Annotated in this window: 11 protein-coding genes and 6 pseudogenes; 3 read left to right on the top strand and 14 right to left on the bottom strand. The window is 40.6% G+C overall.

The window, feature by feature from the left end:
• A pseudogene (locus DXA05_RS07890) lies at positions 1 to 137 on the top strand (transposase); the annotation flags it as partial.
• 417 nt (positions 138 to 554) lie between these two features.
• On the opposite strand, the gene DXA05_RS07885 reads toward DXA05_RS07890, so the two are convergent.
• The 13 genes and pseudogenes from DXA05_RS07885 to trpB form a co-directional block, all read right to left on the bottom strand.
• Positions 555 to 1,202, bottom strand: coding sequence for an acyltransferase (locus DXA05_RS07885; RefSeq protein ID WP_117684304.1), 648 nt, complete (start codon positions 1,200 to 1,202; stop codon positions 555 to 557).
• Positions 1,154 to 2,100 (bottom strand): annotated as a pseudogene (locus DXA05_RS07880) (glycosyltransferase family 2 protein). The gene DXA05_RS07885 and the pseudogene DXA05_RS07880 overlap by 49 nt, the downstream one beginning before the upstream one ends.
• Before the next feature lie 11 nt (positions 2,101 to 2,111).
• Positions 2,112 to 3,269, bottom strand: a complete 1,158-nt coding sequence (locus DXA05_RS07875) for a sugar transferase (protein WP_008022882.1) — start codon at positions 3,267 to 3,269, stop codon at positions 2,112 to 2,114.
• 17 nt (positions 3,270 to 3,286) lie between these two features.
• The gene (locus tag DXA05_RS07870) at positions 3,287 to 3,652 is read right to left on the bottom strand and encodes a response regulator (RefSeq protein ID WP_004300114.1); all 366 of its coding nucleotides are present in this window, start codon (positions 3,650 to 3,652) and stop codon (positions 3,287 to 3,289) included.
• A gap of 234 nt (positions 3,653 to 3,886) precedes the next feature.
• Positions 3,887 to 6,271, bottom strand: a complete 2,385-nt coding sequence (locus tag DXA05_RS07865) for an LruC domain-containing protein (RefSeq protein WP_120071076.1) — start codon at positions 6,269 to 6,271, stop codon at positions 3,887 to 3,889.
• A gap of 246 nt (positions 6,272 to 6,517) precedes the next feature.
• Positions 6,518 to 7,557: pseudogene (locus DXA05_RS07860) on the bottom strand (asparaginase).
• Between the two features lie 221 nt (positions 7,558 to 7,778).
• Positions 7,779 to 8,549 carry a tryptophan synthase subunit alpha gene (gene trpA / locus DXA05_RS07855; RefSeq protein WP_004316614.1) on the bottom strand — a complete coding sequence of 257 codons (771 nt, stop codon included), beginning with the start codon at positions 8,547 to 8,549 and terminating at the stop codon, positions 7,779 to 7,781.
• Positions 8,550 to 8,561: 12 nt separating this feature from the next.
• A complete protein-coding gene (locus tag DXA05_RS07850; protein WP_008640637.1) occupies positions 8,562 to 9,191 on the bottom strand; it encodes a phosphoribosylanthranilate isomerase in 630 nt (209 codons plus the stop codon).
• A gap of 26 nt (positions 9,192 to 9,217) precedes the next feature.
• Positions 9,218 to 10,000: an indole-3-glycerol phosphate synthase TrpC gene (trpC, locus tag DXA05_RS07845; RefSeq protein WP_120071079.1), complete on the bottom strand. Its 783-nt coding sequence runs from the start codon at positions 9,998 to 10,000 to the stop codon at positions 9,218 to 9,220.
• A 51-nt stretch (positions 10,001 to 10,051) separates the two neighbouring features.
• Positions 10,052 to 11,047 (bottom strand): anthranilate phosphoribosyltransferase, encoded by a 996-nt coding sequence (gene trpD / locus DXA05_RS07840; protein WP_008022877.1) that lies wholly within the window; start codon positions 11,045 to 11,047, stop codon positions 10,052 to 10,054.
• A 4-nt stretch (positions 11,048 to 11,051) separates the two neighbouring features.
• The gene (locus DXA05_RS07835) at positions 11,052 to 11,618 is read right to left on the bottom strand and encodes an aminodeoxychorismate/anthranilate synthase component II (protein ID WP_008770619.1); all 567 of its coding nucleotides are present in this window, start codon (positions 11,616 to 11,618) and stop codon (positions 11,052 to 11,054) included.
• Between the two features lie 133 nt (positions 11,619 to 11,751).
• A pseudogene (locus DXA05_RS07830) lies at positions 11,752 to 13,070 on the bottom strand (anthranilate synthase component I family protein).
• Positions 13,071 to 13,205: 135 nt separating this feature from the next.
• A pseudogene (gene trpB / locus DXA05_RS07825) lies at positions 13,206 to 14,392 on the bottom strand (tryptophan synthase subunit beta).
• A gap of 359 nt (positions 14,393 to 14,751) precedes the next feature.
• On the opposite strand from trpB, the gene DXA05_RS26450 reads away from it, so the two are divergent.
• Positions 14,752 to 14,892, top strand: coding sequence for a hypothetical protein (locus DXA05_RS26450; RefSeq protein ID WP_004300101.1), 141 nt, complete (start codon positions 14,752 to 14,754; stop codon positions 14,890 to 14,892).
• Positions 14,893 to 14,971: 79 nt separating this feature from the next.
• Positions 14,972 to 16,117: an iron-containing alcohol dehydrogenase gene (locus DXA05_RS07815; protein ID WP_009040493.1), complete on the top strand. Its 1,146-nt coding sequence runs from the start codon at positions 14,972 to 14,974 to the stop codon at positions 16,115 to 16,117.
• A 231-nt stretch (positions 16,118 to 16,348) separates the two neighbouring features.
• On the opposite strand, the pseudogene DXA05_RS07810 reads toward DXA05_RS07815, so the two are convergent.
• Positions 16,349 to 17,973 (bottom strand): annotated as a pseudogene (locus DXA05_RS07810) (ATP-binding protein).
• Positions 17,974 to 18,287: the final 314 nt, after the last annotated feature.

Here is an 18,287-nt window from a genome sequence, read left to right as displayed (position 1 = left end):
TGAACTTCTTTGTGAACAGGAGTACAAATGCAGCAGCGGAAGCATTTAATGCTAAAATCAAAGCATTTAGGGCATCATTTAGAGGAGTAGTGGATATGAGCTTCTTCCTTTTTAGGCTAGCAAAGGTATATGCATGAAGGGAATTGACTAAACTTAATCCCCCAAGAATTACAACTGAGCCGAGGACACAGAGGTTTCTCTCTCTTTCCGTAAGTAAAACAGAGCGATAAATACGATTCTAAATACGTGAGACTCTGTGTTACTCTATAGTGAATAAAAAATAGTAAACCTCTGTGTCCTCCGTGTCCTCTGTGGTGAAATCAGTACGGGAATGAATCTATCGACGAATATTTTCATTTGGTCTTATAGTTAAGGAGGAGAATAAAAACAAGATCCTGACGAAATCGCTTCGGCAGGACTCTATTTCATTTTTACTTAAATGTGGCTACGTAATAAAATTATGACTAATTAATTCAATTCTGATACTGCAAAGATAGTGCGTTTCAGTATGAGTCACAATCACCTTTATGAGGTATATTATGTAGTAGTTCTCACTATTTATGGTTAGTGGCAGGCGCTTTCTCTACTTTCTTCCACTCTTTAGTCTCGAAATCGTATGCTTTTATGATTCTGGCAGGGCATCCGGCGCATATTGAATAAGGTGGAACGGAATGACTGACTACGCTTCCGGCAGCCACTACGCAATGTCTTCCTAAAGTTACTCCCGGTAGAATGACCGAATTGGCGCCTACCCATACATCATCCTCAATGACAACAGGCAGTGTGCTGACTCCTTGTTCATCAATCATCTTTTCCGCATCCTGATAATTGTGGTTGAGTCCTGTGACTGTTACATTCTGTGCCAGATTGACGTGGTTACCGATATGAACCGGACCTATGATTGTATTTCTTAATCCGATGCGTGTATAATCTCCGATTGTTAAGTCGCCAACTGCATTGTTCAGACAGGAGAAATCTTCGACAACAGAATATTTTCCCAAGAAGAACCGGTTGAAAGGAGGGAGGTCTTTGCGGACACTCCGGTAGATGACAGAACCCTTTCCACGTTTCAGGTATATGAAATCGAAGAGCCGTATCCACCAGTTGGGGCGAGTTTTAACGGGATGCATGATGAAACGATGCACAGCCTGTTTCAAGCCGGGGTTTTCTTTAATTCGTTGTTTAAGTGTTTTTTTCTCCATATTGAATGTTTTTTCTTCTTTTTGTCTTCTACCAGATAATCAGGGATTGCCAGGCTGTAAGTGATTAATAGACCGAAGAGTGCGATCCACCATCCGAATGATAAGGTCCAATTGTATACGGTTATCAACGAAGCCCAAACGCTTACGATGATACATAATTTAAGTGGAGAAGGTGTCAATTGTTGTACGATCCGGTTGCAGAAACTCCAGTTTCCCTCAAATATGGAAGGGAGCAAGTAGGAAGTCGTTTTCCGGATACGTTTCCGATAAGGGCAGACCGGAGCGGATTGGCAGTATACAATTACGTCCGGCAGGTAATCAATGTATATATTCTGCCGGAATAACTTTCGCTCAATATTGGTTTTGGAACTTTTCATGTTCTTTTGCAGCCATTTCAGATCGATTACCATGTTGGTTCCAAGCAAATAGGATGATAGTCCGAATTGTGTATTACCGGCTCTGCAAAGGCTGTTTTTTATTTCTTCACGTATAGCACGGAAGCGATTACGGAACCTTTGCGGTTTTCTATTACCGTATGTAGCTGGATGGCTTGTATACCGGCATCGTATGCATTGTATATTTTGTCCAGAAATTGCGGAGATAAAGCAGAGGCTGTATGGGACAGAAAGAGAACCAGATCGTAATGCTCCTGGTCTAAACTGTTGATTGCCTGATGCAGATCGCTGTATGTGATAAACTCGTATGATTCTTCTTTATATATTTCCGGAAGAAGGCTTCCTTCCGGAACGAGAATAGCGCAACGATATGTTTTTTGAGCTTTAGGATAAGTGATATGTTTGAAATGTGAAGCTACGGCCATCACAAAGAGGTATAGCAGCAAAAGCCCTGTACAAAAGAATATCAGATCATCTATTATGTAGATATAAGAGTCTATCATCTGAAAGGAGATTATACGTTCTCTTTTTGAATGAATGCAGTAACTGTTTTCAGAATAATCTTTATATCCAGCCAGAAAGAGAATGTCTTTGCATAGGTGATATCCAACTGCTTGCGTTCTTCGGCAGAAAGTTTACCGGCTTCGCCTCTTTTCTCTACCTGCCATAAACCGGTCAATCCGGCCGGACCCATGAAACGGTCGATGTGCTCATCGCTTGTCAGCAATTCGGCTTCGTAGAGTGGGAGAGGACGGTTGCCTACTATTGACATATCCCCCTTTAAAATATTAATAAGCTGGGGTAATTCGTCAATACTATATTTACGGATAATACGTCCTATCTTTGTTATTCGCGGGTCATTTTCCAATTTAACGAAAGCATTGCTTTTTTCTTTGGACTTCTTGTTGATGTAGTCTTCTTCGGAGATTACGAAATCGTCCGATATCAGGAGGATTTCTTCTTCGTCGGCTTCTTCATTAATATCCGGTTCCAGTTCTTCCCCCCAAATATCCTCATCTTCCTGTTGATACTGGTTAAGAGCATTGAAATCCTTTAAATGCTTGTCGGCATCAGTGTACATCGAACGGAATTTAAGGAAGTCGAATATCTGATAGTTACTTCCTACTCGCTTGGATTTGTAGATAATGGGACCCTTGCTTTCTAACCGGATAGCTAATGCAGTAAATATTAGGAGAGGAGAAAGGCATAATATCGCCATTCCCGAAAAGAATATATCAAAAGTTCGTTTCCATAAAGGCAACCGGAAAGCATTAATATTTTGTGTTTTAAGCTGAAGTGCCTTTATTTTCTGATCTTTTCTTCGTTTAAGGAAAGTCGATAAGTCCTTTAAAGCCTCTTGGCTCGTTTCATATTTGATTGTATTGTTAATGCCGGCTTTAAGATATTCGGATGCTTCTTCCTTAGACAAGGAATCGATGACGAGTATCATATAAAGTCCCGGATATTTTTTGCGCATGTATTGGATATCTGCAATATCTTGGGATAAGTTCACCTGTTCGAAAAATAGGGCTGCGTCATATTTTTCGCGTATTTTCTCCAATACTTTGACAGCTTTGCTACAATTGGACGCAGCATAGAATACCCCAATACTTAGTCGGGAGAGTAGTTCTATTGTTTTGCTATCTCTGCCTATATAAACAAAATATTGCATGTGTAGAAGACCCGGTATTAGTCAATAATCTTTTTGATTCGGATTTTGAGTTCCAATGGGTTGAATGGTTTCAGGATATAGTCTTCTGCTCCCTCTTCCAGTAGTCTGATTCTTTCCGTTGTACTTTCTTCGCTGGATAACATAACGATAGGAATTGACTTGAATAATTCATTGTTCTTCATGTATCTTAAAAATTCATCACCCATCATAAGAGGCATACGAATGTCTGAAATAATGAGGTCAGGTACATTGCCTTCATTAAGCCATTCTATTGCTTTGATGGGATCTTCCAAATAGGTAAAATCATACTCTTTTCCTAGATACACACCGGCCACTTTTCCGATTGTCGATTTATCGTCGACTAGTAATATTTTTTTCTTCATACGAATAGACCTTTCTATCGCTTGCTTTGTTATTTGATTTATTGATTGAGATTGTTGCCACATTATATTTGTGATACACTGCAAATATAGATATTATTTTAGAATAATCTCCATTCTGGAGAGTAAAATTCGTGATATATGTTTTTTTTCTATTAATTGCGACTAACAGTATCTTGATGAAAAAACACGGATTTCAACTTTCATGAAATCCGTGTTGATGATTGACTGTTTGGCTTATTTATAGACTCTTGATGAATCAAAAGTTTTCCACCATTCTTCATTCTTAGTACCGCCACTTGTTACCCAACTTTCGAACAGCGAGTAAGCAGATTTGATATTCACATATTCCAAAGGCCATTTGAAGTCTGTCGGAACCATGATTCCCCATGCCAGGTTATCTTTACTGATGTAATATCTTTTGCGAGAAGTAGAGCTATCGTCGTTGTTGCCTCCGAACAAGTCGGTATTTGCTAACTTAGTGGGTTGGTAACCGACGATATGGATCTCTTTACGCTGGTTTCTGTTTCCTTCTACGAAGATGAACACATTCAGTTTGTTGATATTAAGCTCATCCACAGAAATTGGGTTACTGAACTTGATAGTGAAACTGATATTTTTAGGATTCGTATTGGCAGAATGATCTTTAATGGTATTAATCTGTTCGTAACGGTCTCTTCCCAATGCGTTGTGAGCATCGTCAAATAATGGGATAACAGCATAGTCCTGGCCGTTCTCAATCTTATTACTATTCACATTAAAGTTTTTAGCAAGAGAGTTATCACTGAACACCACCGGTTGTGTGATAGCACTGGCAGGAACACCGTCCAGCATGATAGCAGCTCCGATGCTCTTCGTAGCTCCGGCAGCCGATAAATCAAGACTTAGCGTGAACTCTTCTGCCTTATTATCCTTGTTGATGGAAATCTTTCTTTCTTTGATAATCAAAACAAGGTCGTTCATATCGTAATCTCCATATAAAGGCCACTGGTCTTCAAATAGATAAGCGTAATTACGAGTGTCATCCATGATGATCGGGAATTTAGGATCTTCTGGTTCTTCTCCTTCATTTCCATTATTCTTAGTACCCGTGCAGACATCTATCACGACTTTGGATTCTCCCATTTTAGTGAAGTATGCGCCATTTTGTACATAGAAGTTGTTCCAATATGGGCTCTTTTCAACATGATTATCACATTCAATAACTAAGTTTCCGTCATACGTAAAACCTTGTCCGGTTATAACCGGAGATTTTATCATAGAAGTATTTTCGCCCTTTCCGTAAAATTTAGCATGAGCTGTATTCATGTAAATACTTGTAGTTGCATCCAGCATAGAACCATTGCTCAAGTTGACTGTCCCATTAACAAACTCCATCGTAGGAGCTTTTAAATATCCTTGGGTAAAGTTGAATGTTGCTCCGTTTGCATAGAAAGAAGTTGTGGCTTCCAGGCTGCAAGCATTGTTGAATGTTGTATTGGTGAGGCTTATAGTTGTAAATCTCATGATGTTGTTATTGGTAGCAACAGCATCAGAATTTGCAATTAATTCCTTACCATAAATCTCTCCGTTATTTTCTAGTGAGAAATTAGATGGCAGATTTAATGTACCTTCAAGCTCAATTTTATTATCATTCACAATTTTTGTGTTAGAATTGATTGAGATGTCTCTGCTTGTTATGGTTCCTTCGTTGTAGAGTGTTGCACCGGAATGCAGAATCATGGTATTTGTTACCGCCAGTGTCCCCCAGTTTCTTAATGCAGCAGGCGCTCCATTAGTGAATGATACATCGTCTGCGTTTACTTCTCCTTTTTCCATGATAGTCAGCATGGAGTTTCTGATGAATGTCATGGTTCCTGATGCATTAATCTTTGCATTGTTCATCACAATGATTTCAATTCCGTTCTGGAATTGGAAAGTTGCAGGAATAGTCCATTGGGCATCTACATAAACTCTGGTTGCAATATCACCGTCATATCCGTCAAATTTGAATATACCATTATAGTCAGAGGTGATTTTGTAATTAGCATTACGCAGTAAAGTAGTTCCTGTCATTTCTGTAACTTCCTTAGCGTCAGCTGGTATGGAAGAATAATCCGGTTTTTCAAATGCGAGGCTTCTTGTAGCGGCACCACGACTCATTAATGCTCTATTTTGTGCTGCAGATTCTGCATAATAGAGCTTACAGGTAATATTATCGCTGTTTTCCGGCACATCGAACTGATATACCTGTTCACGTCCTCTTGGGTCGGTTTGTTTCACGTAAATACCCTTTTGAGTGGGAAGCAGGCTGACAGCAGCTGTAAATTTAAAGTTGTTTTCTTTGTTAGCTGTCCTTGTAGCGAGTACGGAAGCATTTTCGTTAGTCAAAGGATCTTCTGCATATATTTCAATTAAATAAGCAAATTGCCCTCCTTCTTCATCTTTCACTTCGACTGAAACATTTTTAGTGGTTATCATGTTCCAATTGATATCATCGGGAGCAGCAAAGCCATCTCCCATCGGGTTAGGTGTTTCATAAGACGGATCATAGAGATCCTTTCCGGAGTCCACACAACTAAACATAGTACCTGCCATTGCTATTGCAATAATGGGCACAAATTGAACTGTTTTTTTCATCATAATGTATTATTGCTTGATTGTTTGTAACCAAATCCATCACAAAAATAACTGCATATCTTTTATTGGAAATGTTTTTTCTGTTATTTTATAGAGTGAAAACAACTATACTTCTGTTTTGGTTCTTCTTTGGCTCGTTTAGGTTTGATGAAGTCTCGATGATGGTGAAGAGAAATCCCTTGATTTTCACTTTTATAAGACTGCTCTGCTTAAAATGAAAATCAAAGGATTATATTAAGTGTATTTAATTTAAGACTTAGTAATTTCTCCTATTAAGCAGGAGTTCATTTTATATCGGATATCCTTGTTGGGTAATCCATGTCCCAATAAAAACATGAGTTTTGTTATGGCACATTCGGGAGTACTGTCATATCCGCTGATTACACCTGCTTCCAAAAGGTGCATTCCTGTTTCATAACGTCCCATCTCTACTGCTCCGGAGGCACATTGTGTGATGTTGACAATGATAATTCCACGATCGGTAGCCTCTTTTAGCTGACGGATGAACCATTCCTTTTGCGGGGCATTTCCCGAACCGAAGGTTTTCATGACAACTGCCTTCAATCCGGGAACATGAAGCAGAGAAGTTACGATACTCTCCTGAATACCAGGGAAGAGAGTCAAAATAACTACATTGGTGTCAAATAGATAATGCGGCTTTAATGGTTTTGTCGGATCTGGTTTCCGGATAAGATGGGGTTCATATTTGATGTGGATACCTACCCGTGCCAAGGTGGATAATTGAAAGAGCGGAAAGCGTTAAAATTCTCCGCATTAATTTTGGTGGTACGGTTGCCACGCATCAAATGATTTTCAAAGAAAATACAAACTTCAGGAACGATGGCCGTACCATCCGGGTTTTTGGCAGCTGCGATTTCAATGGCTGTGATGAGATTTTCTTTTCCGTCTGTGCGCAAAGTTCCGATTGGTAGCTGGGAACCGGTGAGAATGACGGGCTTGCTTAGGTTTTCGAGCATAAAGCTTAATGCAGAGGCTGTGTAAGCCATCGTATCTGTTCCGTGAAGGATGACAAAACCATCAAAATAATCATAATTGTAATTGATAATCTTTACTAGCTTTGCCCAGTAAGCAGGTTCCATATCCGAAGAGTCGAGAGGGGGATCAAATTGGTAGGAAGAGATGCGGTAGTTGAATCTTTTTAGTTCGGGTACATGCTTAAGCAAATGATCGAAGTTGAAGTTTTCTAAGGCACCTGTTTCCGGATTCTCTATCATTCCGATAGTTCCACCCGTGTAAATTAACAAAACGGAAGGGGTTTCTGCTCTCATAATTGTTGAATTACTGTTAAAACGCTGGCAAAGATAGGAAAAAATAGTGATTTATGATTTATGAATTATGATTTATGAGTTTTCGAATGATTTTGTAGATTTATCATTCATGTGAACCTCCCTCACGTCCCTCACACTTGATTAATTTATTAGAATTACCAATGACCTGGATTCAACTGCTGATTCGCATAAATCATAATTCATAAATTATAAATCATAAATCATTTCACCGCTTCTTTTAATTTAAGGATGGCTTTTTCCGGGTCTTTTTCTTCTTCGAGCAGAGTAACGAACTTACTGCCGATGATAGCTCCGGAAGCGTGTTCGCAAGCTGCCTGGAACGTTGCTTTATTGGAGATGCCAAATCCTATCATCAACGGATTGTTCAGATGCATATCTTTTATTTTCTTGAAGTATGCCTGTTTTTGTTCGTTGAAATTCTGTTGTGCTCCGGTAGTTGCTGCTGATGAAACCATGTAAATGAATCCGTCGGTATGTGTATCTATTTCGCGTACCCGTTCTTCGCTGGTCTCCGGTGTGATGAGCATAATCACTTTAATGTTGTAGCGCTCGGCAATGATACGATAATGTTCTTGATAATCACGGAAAGGGAGATCGGGGATGATGACGCCATCAATACCGCATTCCACGCATTTACGGCAGAAGTTTTCAAATCCGAATTGCATGATTGGATTTAAGTACCCCATGAATACAAGTGGTATTTTTACGTCCTTGCGAATATCCCGCAATTGTTCAAAAAGAAGTTTTAAAGACATGCCGTTGCGCAATGCTTGGGTAGCGGCATTCTGGATAACAATGCCGTCTGCCATCGGATCACTGAAAGGAATACCGATTTCAATCATGCTTACTCCATGTTTTTCGAGTGTGCGGATTACATTGGCAGTACCATCTAAAGTGGGGGTGCCGGCACAAAAATAAATAGAAAGTATGTCTTTCTTGTTGCTATTGAAAAGTTGATTAATTCTATTCATGACGTTGGAATTTTAAAGTGATGATTTTAATTCGTTTAAAAATGTCCGGATACGCTCCGGATCTTTTTCTCCCGGTTTGGTTTCAAAACGGCTGTTGAGATCATATCCGGCAAGCCGGGGATGCTTGAATTCTTTCAGGGCATTGGCACTGTATGAGTTGATACCTCCGCTCAAAAGGAAAGGTACATCTCCGTTATATGTGTGTAATATGCTCCAATCAAATTGATTTCCCGAACCACCATATTGCTCGCATTTGGTATCGAACAGAAAAAGATCACAGACTTTTTCGTAGTCATACACCTTTTTCAAGTCTTTGGGGCGGTCTACGGAAAAGGCCTTGATGATTTTCAATCCGGTAGAATGTAAGGACCGGCAGTATTCCGGCGATTCATTTCCGTGGAGTTGCACATCATTCAGTCCGAAACGATCAGCATACATGCTGACCACTTGCTTATCTTCATTGACAAAGACGCCGACACGCCGGGCATGAGTGGGCAGGTAAGCCGGAAGCTCGTAGACACATCGGGGAGATTTAGGATAAAAGATGAATCCCAGCATATCTATGCCTTCGATAGCCTCTACGTCCTGTATGTTTTCAGCTTCTCGCATACCGCATACTTTGATAATTTTTCCGTTAATCATAGGGCTGTCCGTTTTGAATAATTAGTTTATTGAATGGCTTGCAGGAAATTCTGTAAAGTTTCTCCCGGTCGCTGTGTTTTCATAAATGTTTCGCCGATCAGGAATCCCCGGAATCCGGCTGCCCGGAGGCGTTTAACTATTTCCGGATCGGAGATGCCGCTTTCAGATACCAGTACCGCATCTTGAGGAAGTTGTCCGACCAGGCGGAAAGAGTTTTCTACATCGGTGAAGAAAGTACCCAGATTACGGTTGTTGATACCTACCATATCTATTCCTTTGTTAATGTACGCCAGTTCTTCGGAACTATGAATCTCTAATAAGACCTCCAGTCCTAATTCATGGGCTTTCTCTGCCAGTTCATTGCACTTTTCCAGTTCTAGTGCGGCTGCGATGAGAAGTACGGCATCTGCACCAACAATTTTAGCTTGGTAAAGCTGGTATTCATCAATGATGAAGTCTTTTCTAAGAATGGGAATTTCCACCAAAGGGCGTGCGGCGCGGATATCTTTCAGGCTTCCTCCGAAAAACTTCTCATCAGTAAGGATGGAAAGGGCGGAGGCACCTGCCGCTGCATAGGAGGGAACGATCTCTTCCGGACACGCTTCTTCTTGTATCCATCCTTTGGAAGGAGAGCGCCGCTTGAACTCGGCGATAATACCTGATGCGGAAGAGGCTAATGCCTGCTTCATAGAGCGGAGAGTCGGAGATTCGCTGATACCTTCCTGTAATTGTTCGATAGAAATAGCCTGCTTTTGCAGGTCAACTTCAAATCGTTTGTTTGCTATAATCTCGGATAATATATCTTTCATCAGTTCGTTTGTTTTTATATTTATAATCAGACTTGCTAATCGTAAATCAAATTAACTATTCAATTCAATGAATTTTTTTAGTGTTGCTAATGCACGTCCGCTTTCCAATGATTCTTTGGCAAGAGCAATACATTCTTCAATTGTCTTTTCCGGACGAATCACATGGATAGCGAAAGCGGAGTTGACTATCACTACATTTTTTTGAGCTTCCGTAGCTGTATTATTCATGATATGATCGAAAATCTTAGCTGCATCTTCCGGTGTTTGTCCGCCATCCAGATCAATATCCTTATAACGGGAGAAGCCGAGGCTTTCGGGAGTGTAAATCTTTTCATGATCGCTGGTTGCCACTTTAAACTCATTGGTCAGAGAAATTTCATCATATCCGTCAAGGCTATGAACAACGGCAAATTTCGTCTTGCTTTCCTGATAAGTATAGGTGTAAAGGCGAAGTAACGGTAGATTGTAAACTCCTAACAATTGGTAGGCAGGTAATACCGGATTTACCAATGGACCGAGCATATTGAAGAAAGTGCGCACTGCCAATCCTCTACGAACCGGAGCTACTGCTTTTAATGCCGGATTGAATAAAGGGGCATGCAGATAAGCAAGATTACATTTTTCCATGCTGCGACGCAGTTGGTCTACATCACTGGTGAATTTTACACCGTGTTGCTCCATTACATTACTGGCACCACTGACCGACGTTGCTCCATAGTTACCATGTTTCACAACCGGAAAGCCGGCTCCGGCAACTGTGAAGCAGGAAGCTGTAGAAATATTGAATGTGTTTTTTCCGTCACCTCCGGTTCCTACGATATCAATCGGAGCGAAATCACTCAAATCGACCGGAATACGCATTTCCAACAGTGCGTCACGGAAACCGCATAATTCCTCTACGGAAATATTACGCATCAGAAAGACGGTGATGAGTGAGGCCACTTGCACATCGTTATATTTCCCTTGCGCGATGTTCTGTAGAATGGTGCGCGCTTCATCGCGTCCCAAATATTGATGTTCGAAAAGTTTGTATAGAATCTGTTTCATAAGTTTAATCGTTTAAGAAGTTTTTGATAATTTCTTTTCCTTGCGGAGTTAATACTGATTCGGGATGGAACTGAATACCATGTACATTATACGTTTTATGGCGGATTGCCATGATTTGTCCCTCCTGGCTTTCTGCTGTTATTTCCAGACAGTCCGGAAAACCTTCCCGGCTGACTACCCAGGAATGATATCTTCCGACAGGGATTTCTTTTCCTAATCCTTCAAAAAGCAGGTCCTGACGAATGATACTTACCGGAGTTTGTACGCCATGATATACTTCTTTGAGGTTTTCCAGACGTGCTCCGAAGGCTTCGCCGATAGCCTGATGACCCAGGCAGACCCCCAGAATGCTTTTGGTCGGAGCATATCTCTTAATAATAGGTAGTAACAAGCCGGCTTCTTCGGGTATGCCCGGTCCGGGAGACAGGATGATTTTATCAAAACGATCTACTTCATCAAGCTCTATCTGGTCGTTGCGGACTACTTCTATATCTGTAGCCCCTAATTCTTTCACTACATGCAGCAGGTTATAAGTGAAAGAGTCGTAGTTATCTAAAAGTAATATTTTCATTTTTATTGTCATTGTAAAATGGTTGTTCAAATACTATCTCTGCTTTTCTGCCTAAAGAAATAGAAGCGTTTAGGCAACGGGAATCTTTTTTCAGGCAACAGCAATTATTTTTTAGGCTGACTATTTGGGACGGTTAATTTTTTAGTTTGACAGCTAAATCAATTGCTTTTTTCAGTGCTCCCAGTTTATTGTTCACCTCTTGCAGTTCGTATTCATCTTGGCTGCGTGCTACGATACCTCCTCCGGCCTGGAACCAGAGTTCGTTGTTGCGGCTTACAAAAGTACGGATGGTGATTGCTTGGTTTAATTCGCCATTCAATCCGATAAAACCGATACAACCACCGTAGGCTCCACGATTATGTGGCTCGATTTCACTGATTAACTGCATAGCGCGTACTTTGGGGGCGCCGCTTAACGTACCGGCCGGGAACGTGTCAATAAACGTTTTTATTTTGTCTGCGCCTTCATTCAGCATACCGCTGACACGGCTTACCAAATGAATAACATGGCTATAATATTGCGGTTCCTTATAGAATACCACGCGTACGTCATGGCAATTACGTGAAAGATCGTTTCTAGCAAGATCAACCAGCATGACATGCTCTGCATTTTCTTTAGGGTCGGCCAGTAAAGCCTCTGTCAATTCGCGGTCTTTTACTGTGTCTCCCGTGCGACGGGTGGTTCCGGCAATCGGATCAATGTAGCGCGGCCGTTTTCGATTTTGCAATGTGTTTCCGGTGAAGAACCAAAGATACGATATCCTCCGAAGTCGAAATAGAAAAGATAAGGAGAAGGATTGATGCTGCGGAGTGCGCGATAAACTTTGAAATCATCCCCAGCGTATGGTTGGATAAATCTTCTGGAAAGCACGATTTGGAAAACATCTCCGCGCATACAGTGTGCGATTCCTTTGCGCACATTTGCTTTGTGTTCTTCGTCGGTGATGGGGCTGGTTACGGGGCCTGTTACAGAGAAATTATAGGAAGCATAATTCCGGTTTTCGATGGCTGCTTCCAGTTCCGGCAAACCGCTTTCTTCTCCTTCGGACAACATTTCAACTAATGTCAGCTCATTTTTGAAATGATTGAAAACAATGACATACTTATATAATATGTATAGTAAATCCGGAGCATCGTTTTGCTCATCATGACTTTCTTTCACCGGGATATGCTCGAAGTACTTCACGGCATTAAACGTCGTGTATCCGTAAAGCCCGCATACATTCTTATTATCTCCGGTCACCTGGAACTGATTGATAAACCGGTTTATGGCCTTTTCTACATTGAATGTTTTTGTCAGCGGTTCTTCCGTACGGCTATTATCGGGATAGTTGGCAGTGACAATGCCACCGTTTACACCGATGCTTGCCAAGGGACAAAGGGCTATAAATGACAGGGAATTTTCTCCGGCATGATAATCGGAACTTTCCATTAATGCGGATTGAGGATACATGTCGCGCACTTTCAGATAAATGCTGACGGGAGTATGCATGTCTCCGAGCACTTGTTTGCTATGGGTAGTATAATTAAATGTTTTCATTTCTATAATTGCTTGATTATTGATTGCGAATGATGGTTGACTAATTATTTATAGCTGTTCGTTAAACGACAAATAGGTTTCAATATCTTTGTCTCCTCGTCCCGAAACAGTCAATACAACGATATCTTCCGGCTTGAACTTCAATTTTTTCAAAGCTCCTAATGCATGGGCGGATTCCAATGCAGGGATAATACCTCGAGTTTGGTTAGTTCGTAGGCAGCTTCTATCGCTTCGTCGTCGTTGATTGCCAATACGTTGGCACGGCTTTGGGCGGCAAGGTTAGCGTGTATCGGACCAATGCCCGGATAATCTAGTCCGGCGGAAATGGAGTATGGTTCCTCTATCTGTCCGTCCTCGTTTTGGATGACATAGGTACGTGCTCCGTGGATAATTCCCATTTTGCCGAGTTGGATGGTAGCGGCGGTCATTCCGGTTTCTATTCCTTTACCTCCCGCTTCCGCCAGGATAATGCCTACCCGTTCGTCGTTGATATAATGATAAATCGTTCCGGCAGCATTACTTCCTCCTCCCACGCAGGCTATCAGATAATCCGGATAATCGCGTCCTTCTTTTTCTTGCAGTTGCTTTTTGATTTCTTCGCTGATAACAGATTGCAGACGTGCTACCATGTCAGGGTAGGGATGAGGACCTACGGTAGATCCGATGATATAATAAGTGTCGGCAGGATGACAGCACCAGTCGCGGATCGCTTCGTTGGTTGCATCTTTCAGAGTCATGTTGCCGGAAGTAACGGGGATAACGGTGGCTCCCAACATTTTCATTTTCTCTACATTGATGTGCTGGCGTTCTACGTCCGTCTTTCCCATATAAACGATACATTCCATATCCATCAATGCACAGACGGTAGCTGTTGCTACTCCATGTTGTCCGGCTCCGGTTTCGGCGATGATACGCTTCTTTCCCATGCGGCGTGCCAGTAAGATTTGTCCGATGGTGTTGTTGATTTTGTGAGCACCTGTATGATTCAGGTCTTCCCGTTTCAGATACAACTTGCAACCGTACTTTTCAGAAAGGCGTTTGGCCAGATAGAGTGGGGAGGGACGTCCTACGTAGTCACGTAGCAACTGGTCGAACTCCTTCTTAAAATCTTCGCTTTCAATCACTTCGAGGTACTTATTCGTTAGTTCCTCAACACATTTGTGGAGGATTTCTGGTACGTAAGCACCGCCGAATTCTCCGTAATAGCCATCCTGGTCAACTAAAAAACTTTTCATAATCCTATCTGTATTTTTATGTTATTATTGAATCTGTTTTGAAACGGGTAAATAAAAAGAGCCCTGTCGCAGGTTGCGACAGGGCTCTTTCAAATTTGTTATATCTTTAATGAGGTATATACATACGAGCACTGCTCCCTTACGACTGTCGGAGTTGTAACGGGCGCCACCACCAATATGTATTTACTAACATTGTTCTCATTGTCTTTTGTAATTTTATGGGGGCAAATATAGACACTTTGTTTGAAACAGCAAACAAAATATGACTTTTTTTCTCTTTTGCCTTCATTTTTCTGATATAGAACAATTTTCAACCAGAACTGTTCTTATAAATATTGAATATTTAAACAAAAACAATTATGAAACAGAGAAAAGTTTTAGTAGGTATCGCTATTGCCATTTTCATTATATTATTATTGTATTGGTTATTGGTAGCAGAGGATATGAAACCCTGGTTGTCGGCTATGGTTCCTTCCGTGGCACAACAATTCTTTGCTTGATTCTGACAGGCTTCGGATAAATCATGTATCTTTGCAAGGATAGTGACTAATAACCAAAATAATAACAATAGACTAAGATATGGAAAATTTTATTTTTCAAAATCCCGTGAAACTAATCATGGGAAAAGGGATGATTGCCCGGCTGGCTAAAGAAATACCGTTAGACAAACGTATTATGATTACTTTTGGCGGCGGAAGCGTGAAGAAAAACGGAGTGTACGATCAGGTAAAGGAAGCATTGAAGGACCATTTTACGGTAGAATTTTGGGGAATCGAGCCCAATCCTGCTATCGAAACTCTCCGTAAAGCGATTGCTTTGGGAAAAGAAGAGAAAGTGGATTATTTGCTGGCTGTTGGCGGCGGTTCTGTTATTGACGGTACGAAATTGATTTCCGCAGGAATCCTGTATGATGGTGATGCCTGGGATTTAGTACTTGCCGGACGCCCGGTAACTCATACTGTACCTCTTTCCACTGTATTGACTTTGCCTGCTACCGGTTCGGAAATGAATAACGGAGCAGTTATTTCCCGTCGCGAAACGAAAGAGAAATATCCTTTTTATGCCAACTATCCAATCTTCTCTATTCTTGATCCGGAAGTAACTTTTACCTTGCCACCTCATCAGGTAGCTTGTGGATTGGCTGATACCTATGTTCATGTGATGGAGCAATATATGACTACTTCCGGACAGAGTCGCGTTATGGACCGTTGGGCGGAAGGTATTCTACAAACTTTGGTGGAGATTGCTCCGAAAATTCGTGAAAACCAGCATGATTATCAACTGATGGCTGATTTTATGCTTTCGGCTACAATGGCATTGAATGGATTTATTGCTATGGGAGTGTCTCAAGACTGGGCTACTCACATGATCGGGCATGAAATTACTGCTTTGCACGGATTGACACATGGCCATACGTTAGCCATTGTTCTTCCTGCCACGTTGCAAGTGCTTCATGAAGAAAAAGGGGATAAGCTTTTGCAGTATGGTGAAAGAGTTTGGGGAATTACTTCCGGTACAAGAGAAGAGCGGATTGATGAAGCAATTTGCCGTACCGAAGAATTTTTCCGTTCACTGGGACTGACTACACGTTTGCATGAAGAGAACATCGGACAGGAAACTATTCTGGAAATCGAACGCCGCTTCAATGAACGTGGTGCTAAATATGGTGAGAATGGAAATGTAACAGGTGCTGTTGCTCGTAGAATATTAGAGACTGCACTTTAGGCACACTCTTACATGAAGTTTATAGAATAAGAAGGTTTCCGAAAAATCCTTCTTGCTAAATAAAATGTGTACCCTAAAAGTTGGATATAAAACTTTTGGGGTACATTTCATTAGTAGTGGTAATAATGTAAAGTAGCGGGGCAGTATTATCATCTTACAGGGTATACTTCATAATCAGTAGCAGTAGAAAGAATGATTTTATAAATCCAAGGCTTTTCGGTATTCTGCTTACTATTTCTCAATTTTCTCTGTTCTTGGAATTTTGAACCAGAAACAAGAACCTTCTCCTTCTTTAGATTCCGCTCCGATAACTCCTCCCAGCCGCTCTACTATGACACGACAGATGGCTAGTCCGAGACCTGTTCCTTTAATAAACGAATTCAGTTTGACGAAACGTTCGAACACCTTGTCTATTTTGTCAGCAGGAATTCCGATACCTGTATCTTTTACATAAAAGTATATTTCATCACTTGCTTCTTCAATCCGGTATCCCATTTCGATAGAACCTTTGGAAGTGAACTTTAAGGCATTGTTTGTAAAGTTGATGATAACCTGTGATAAGCGTATGCGGTCTGTATTAATAATACATTGATTTGCTCTCTCTGTGAATACGATTTGTACGTCCGGTGAAGAGTTTTTTTCTTGCATTTGTCTGCAAATACCTTCCATCAGTTCATTAATGTCAGTTTGCGCAAATGTGAATTCCATAGTACCGGCTTCGATTTTGGAAAGATCCAGAATATCGTCTATCAGTTGCAATAATAAGATGTTGTTGCTGGAGATTATTTTCACGAACTCCTGTTTCTCTTCTTCCTCCTCTGTCTGACAAACCATTTCGGAAAATCCTACAATTGCGTTTAGTGGGGTTCGTATTTCATGGCTCATATTAGCGAGAAAGGCAGATTTTAGTCGATTGGATTCTTCGGCTTTTTCCTTTGCCTCTTGCAACATTCTGTTCATTTTTAGTTTTTCAGTGATGTTTTCAAAACGAAGTAATCCGCCAATAATTTCAGTTTCTTTTTCGTCGCCAAAAACGGGAGTTGCGGTCACTTCAAAATCGACATCGTCTACTCTGATTGTATGTCGGATTATTTTGCCTTGTTCGATTGCTTTCTTGAAAGCACATTGTCCACATGGTTCATTACGAAGTGCACTGGTCTGATAGCAAATTTTTCCCGGTATGTATCGTCTTCCTTTTACCAGGCTGGCGATTTGTCTTGTTTCTTCCCATTGCACCCGGTAATTTTTATCAATATAGATAAGCCCGAAGTCAATACTTTTTAGAGCTAGTTTCTGCTTCTTCAATGCTTTTTCCAGTTCTTCTTTGGCTGCAACCAATTCTCTTTCATAATTCTTGAGTTGAGTGATCTCCCATCGGGTTGCGAGCAGCCATCTTTTTTCCCCTTCCCATGAAATAATTGATTTTACAGCAATCGTATCATGGGTGATTCCATCGGGAGTGATATATTTTTCTTCTTTGCGGTATACTTTGCCTTCTTGTACGAGTTCTTTGTCGATATTCCGGTATTTTTCTCCTCTTTCTTCTCCGTATATTTCGTAGTCAGTATGTCCGATGGCTTCTTCACTGCTAATGCCGGATTGAGCGGCTGATTCTTTATTCCAGTAATAGTATCGAAATCATTTGTAATGTCTTTTACGAAGATAGGAAAAGGAAGGTTGTCGAGAATGTCAAAAGAGAAACGGTAGGAATGATTGGTTTTTTTAATCGTTTTTTGTAATTTACGGATTCTATATAATAAGATGCTGATGATAAGGAGTAAAATAATTACCAGTAAATAATTATAACTCCAATATGCTTCACTAATCCAAGAAATTAACAAAATATTGTTTGCCATAAAATGTTTGATATAAATAAGGTTGTAAAGATATGAATTGTTCTCTGAATTATCAAAAGATAATACATAAATATATTTGATTTTCAACCTTATATTGTGACAGTGTAATAAAATGTGATGGATAAATGGGGACGTATGGTGTCTTTTATTTCCTGTATGGTATGATATTTTGCTTAATTTTGATTCTTTTTTTAGAGGTAAAATGTATTAAAATATTAAATGATGTCTCATGAACTAAAATCATTTCTAATTTGTTTTAATAACGCTGGAGTATTTTCTATTTTTGTTCACCTAAATTAGTTTTGATAGAGTCA

Source organism: Bacteroides sp. AM54-2NS, from assembly GCF_003602935.1.
Classification (GTDB): Bacteria; Bacteroidota; Bacteroidia; order Bacteroidales; family Bacteroidaceae; genus Bacteroides; species Bacteroides xylanisolvens.
The sequence above is the reverse complement of the archived record's forward strand: the minus strand, read 5'-3'. Positions and strand labels throughout refer to the sequence as shown.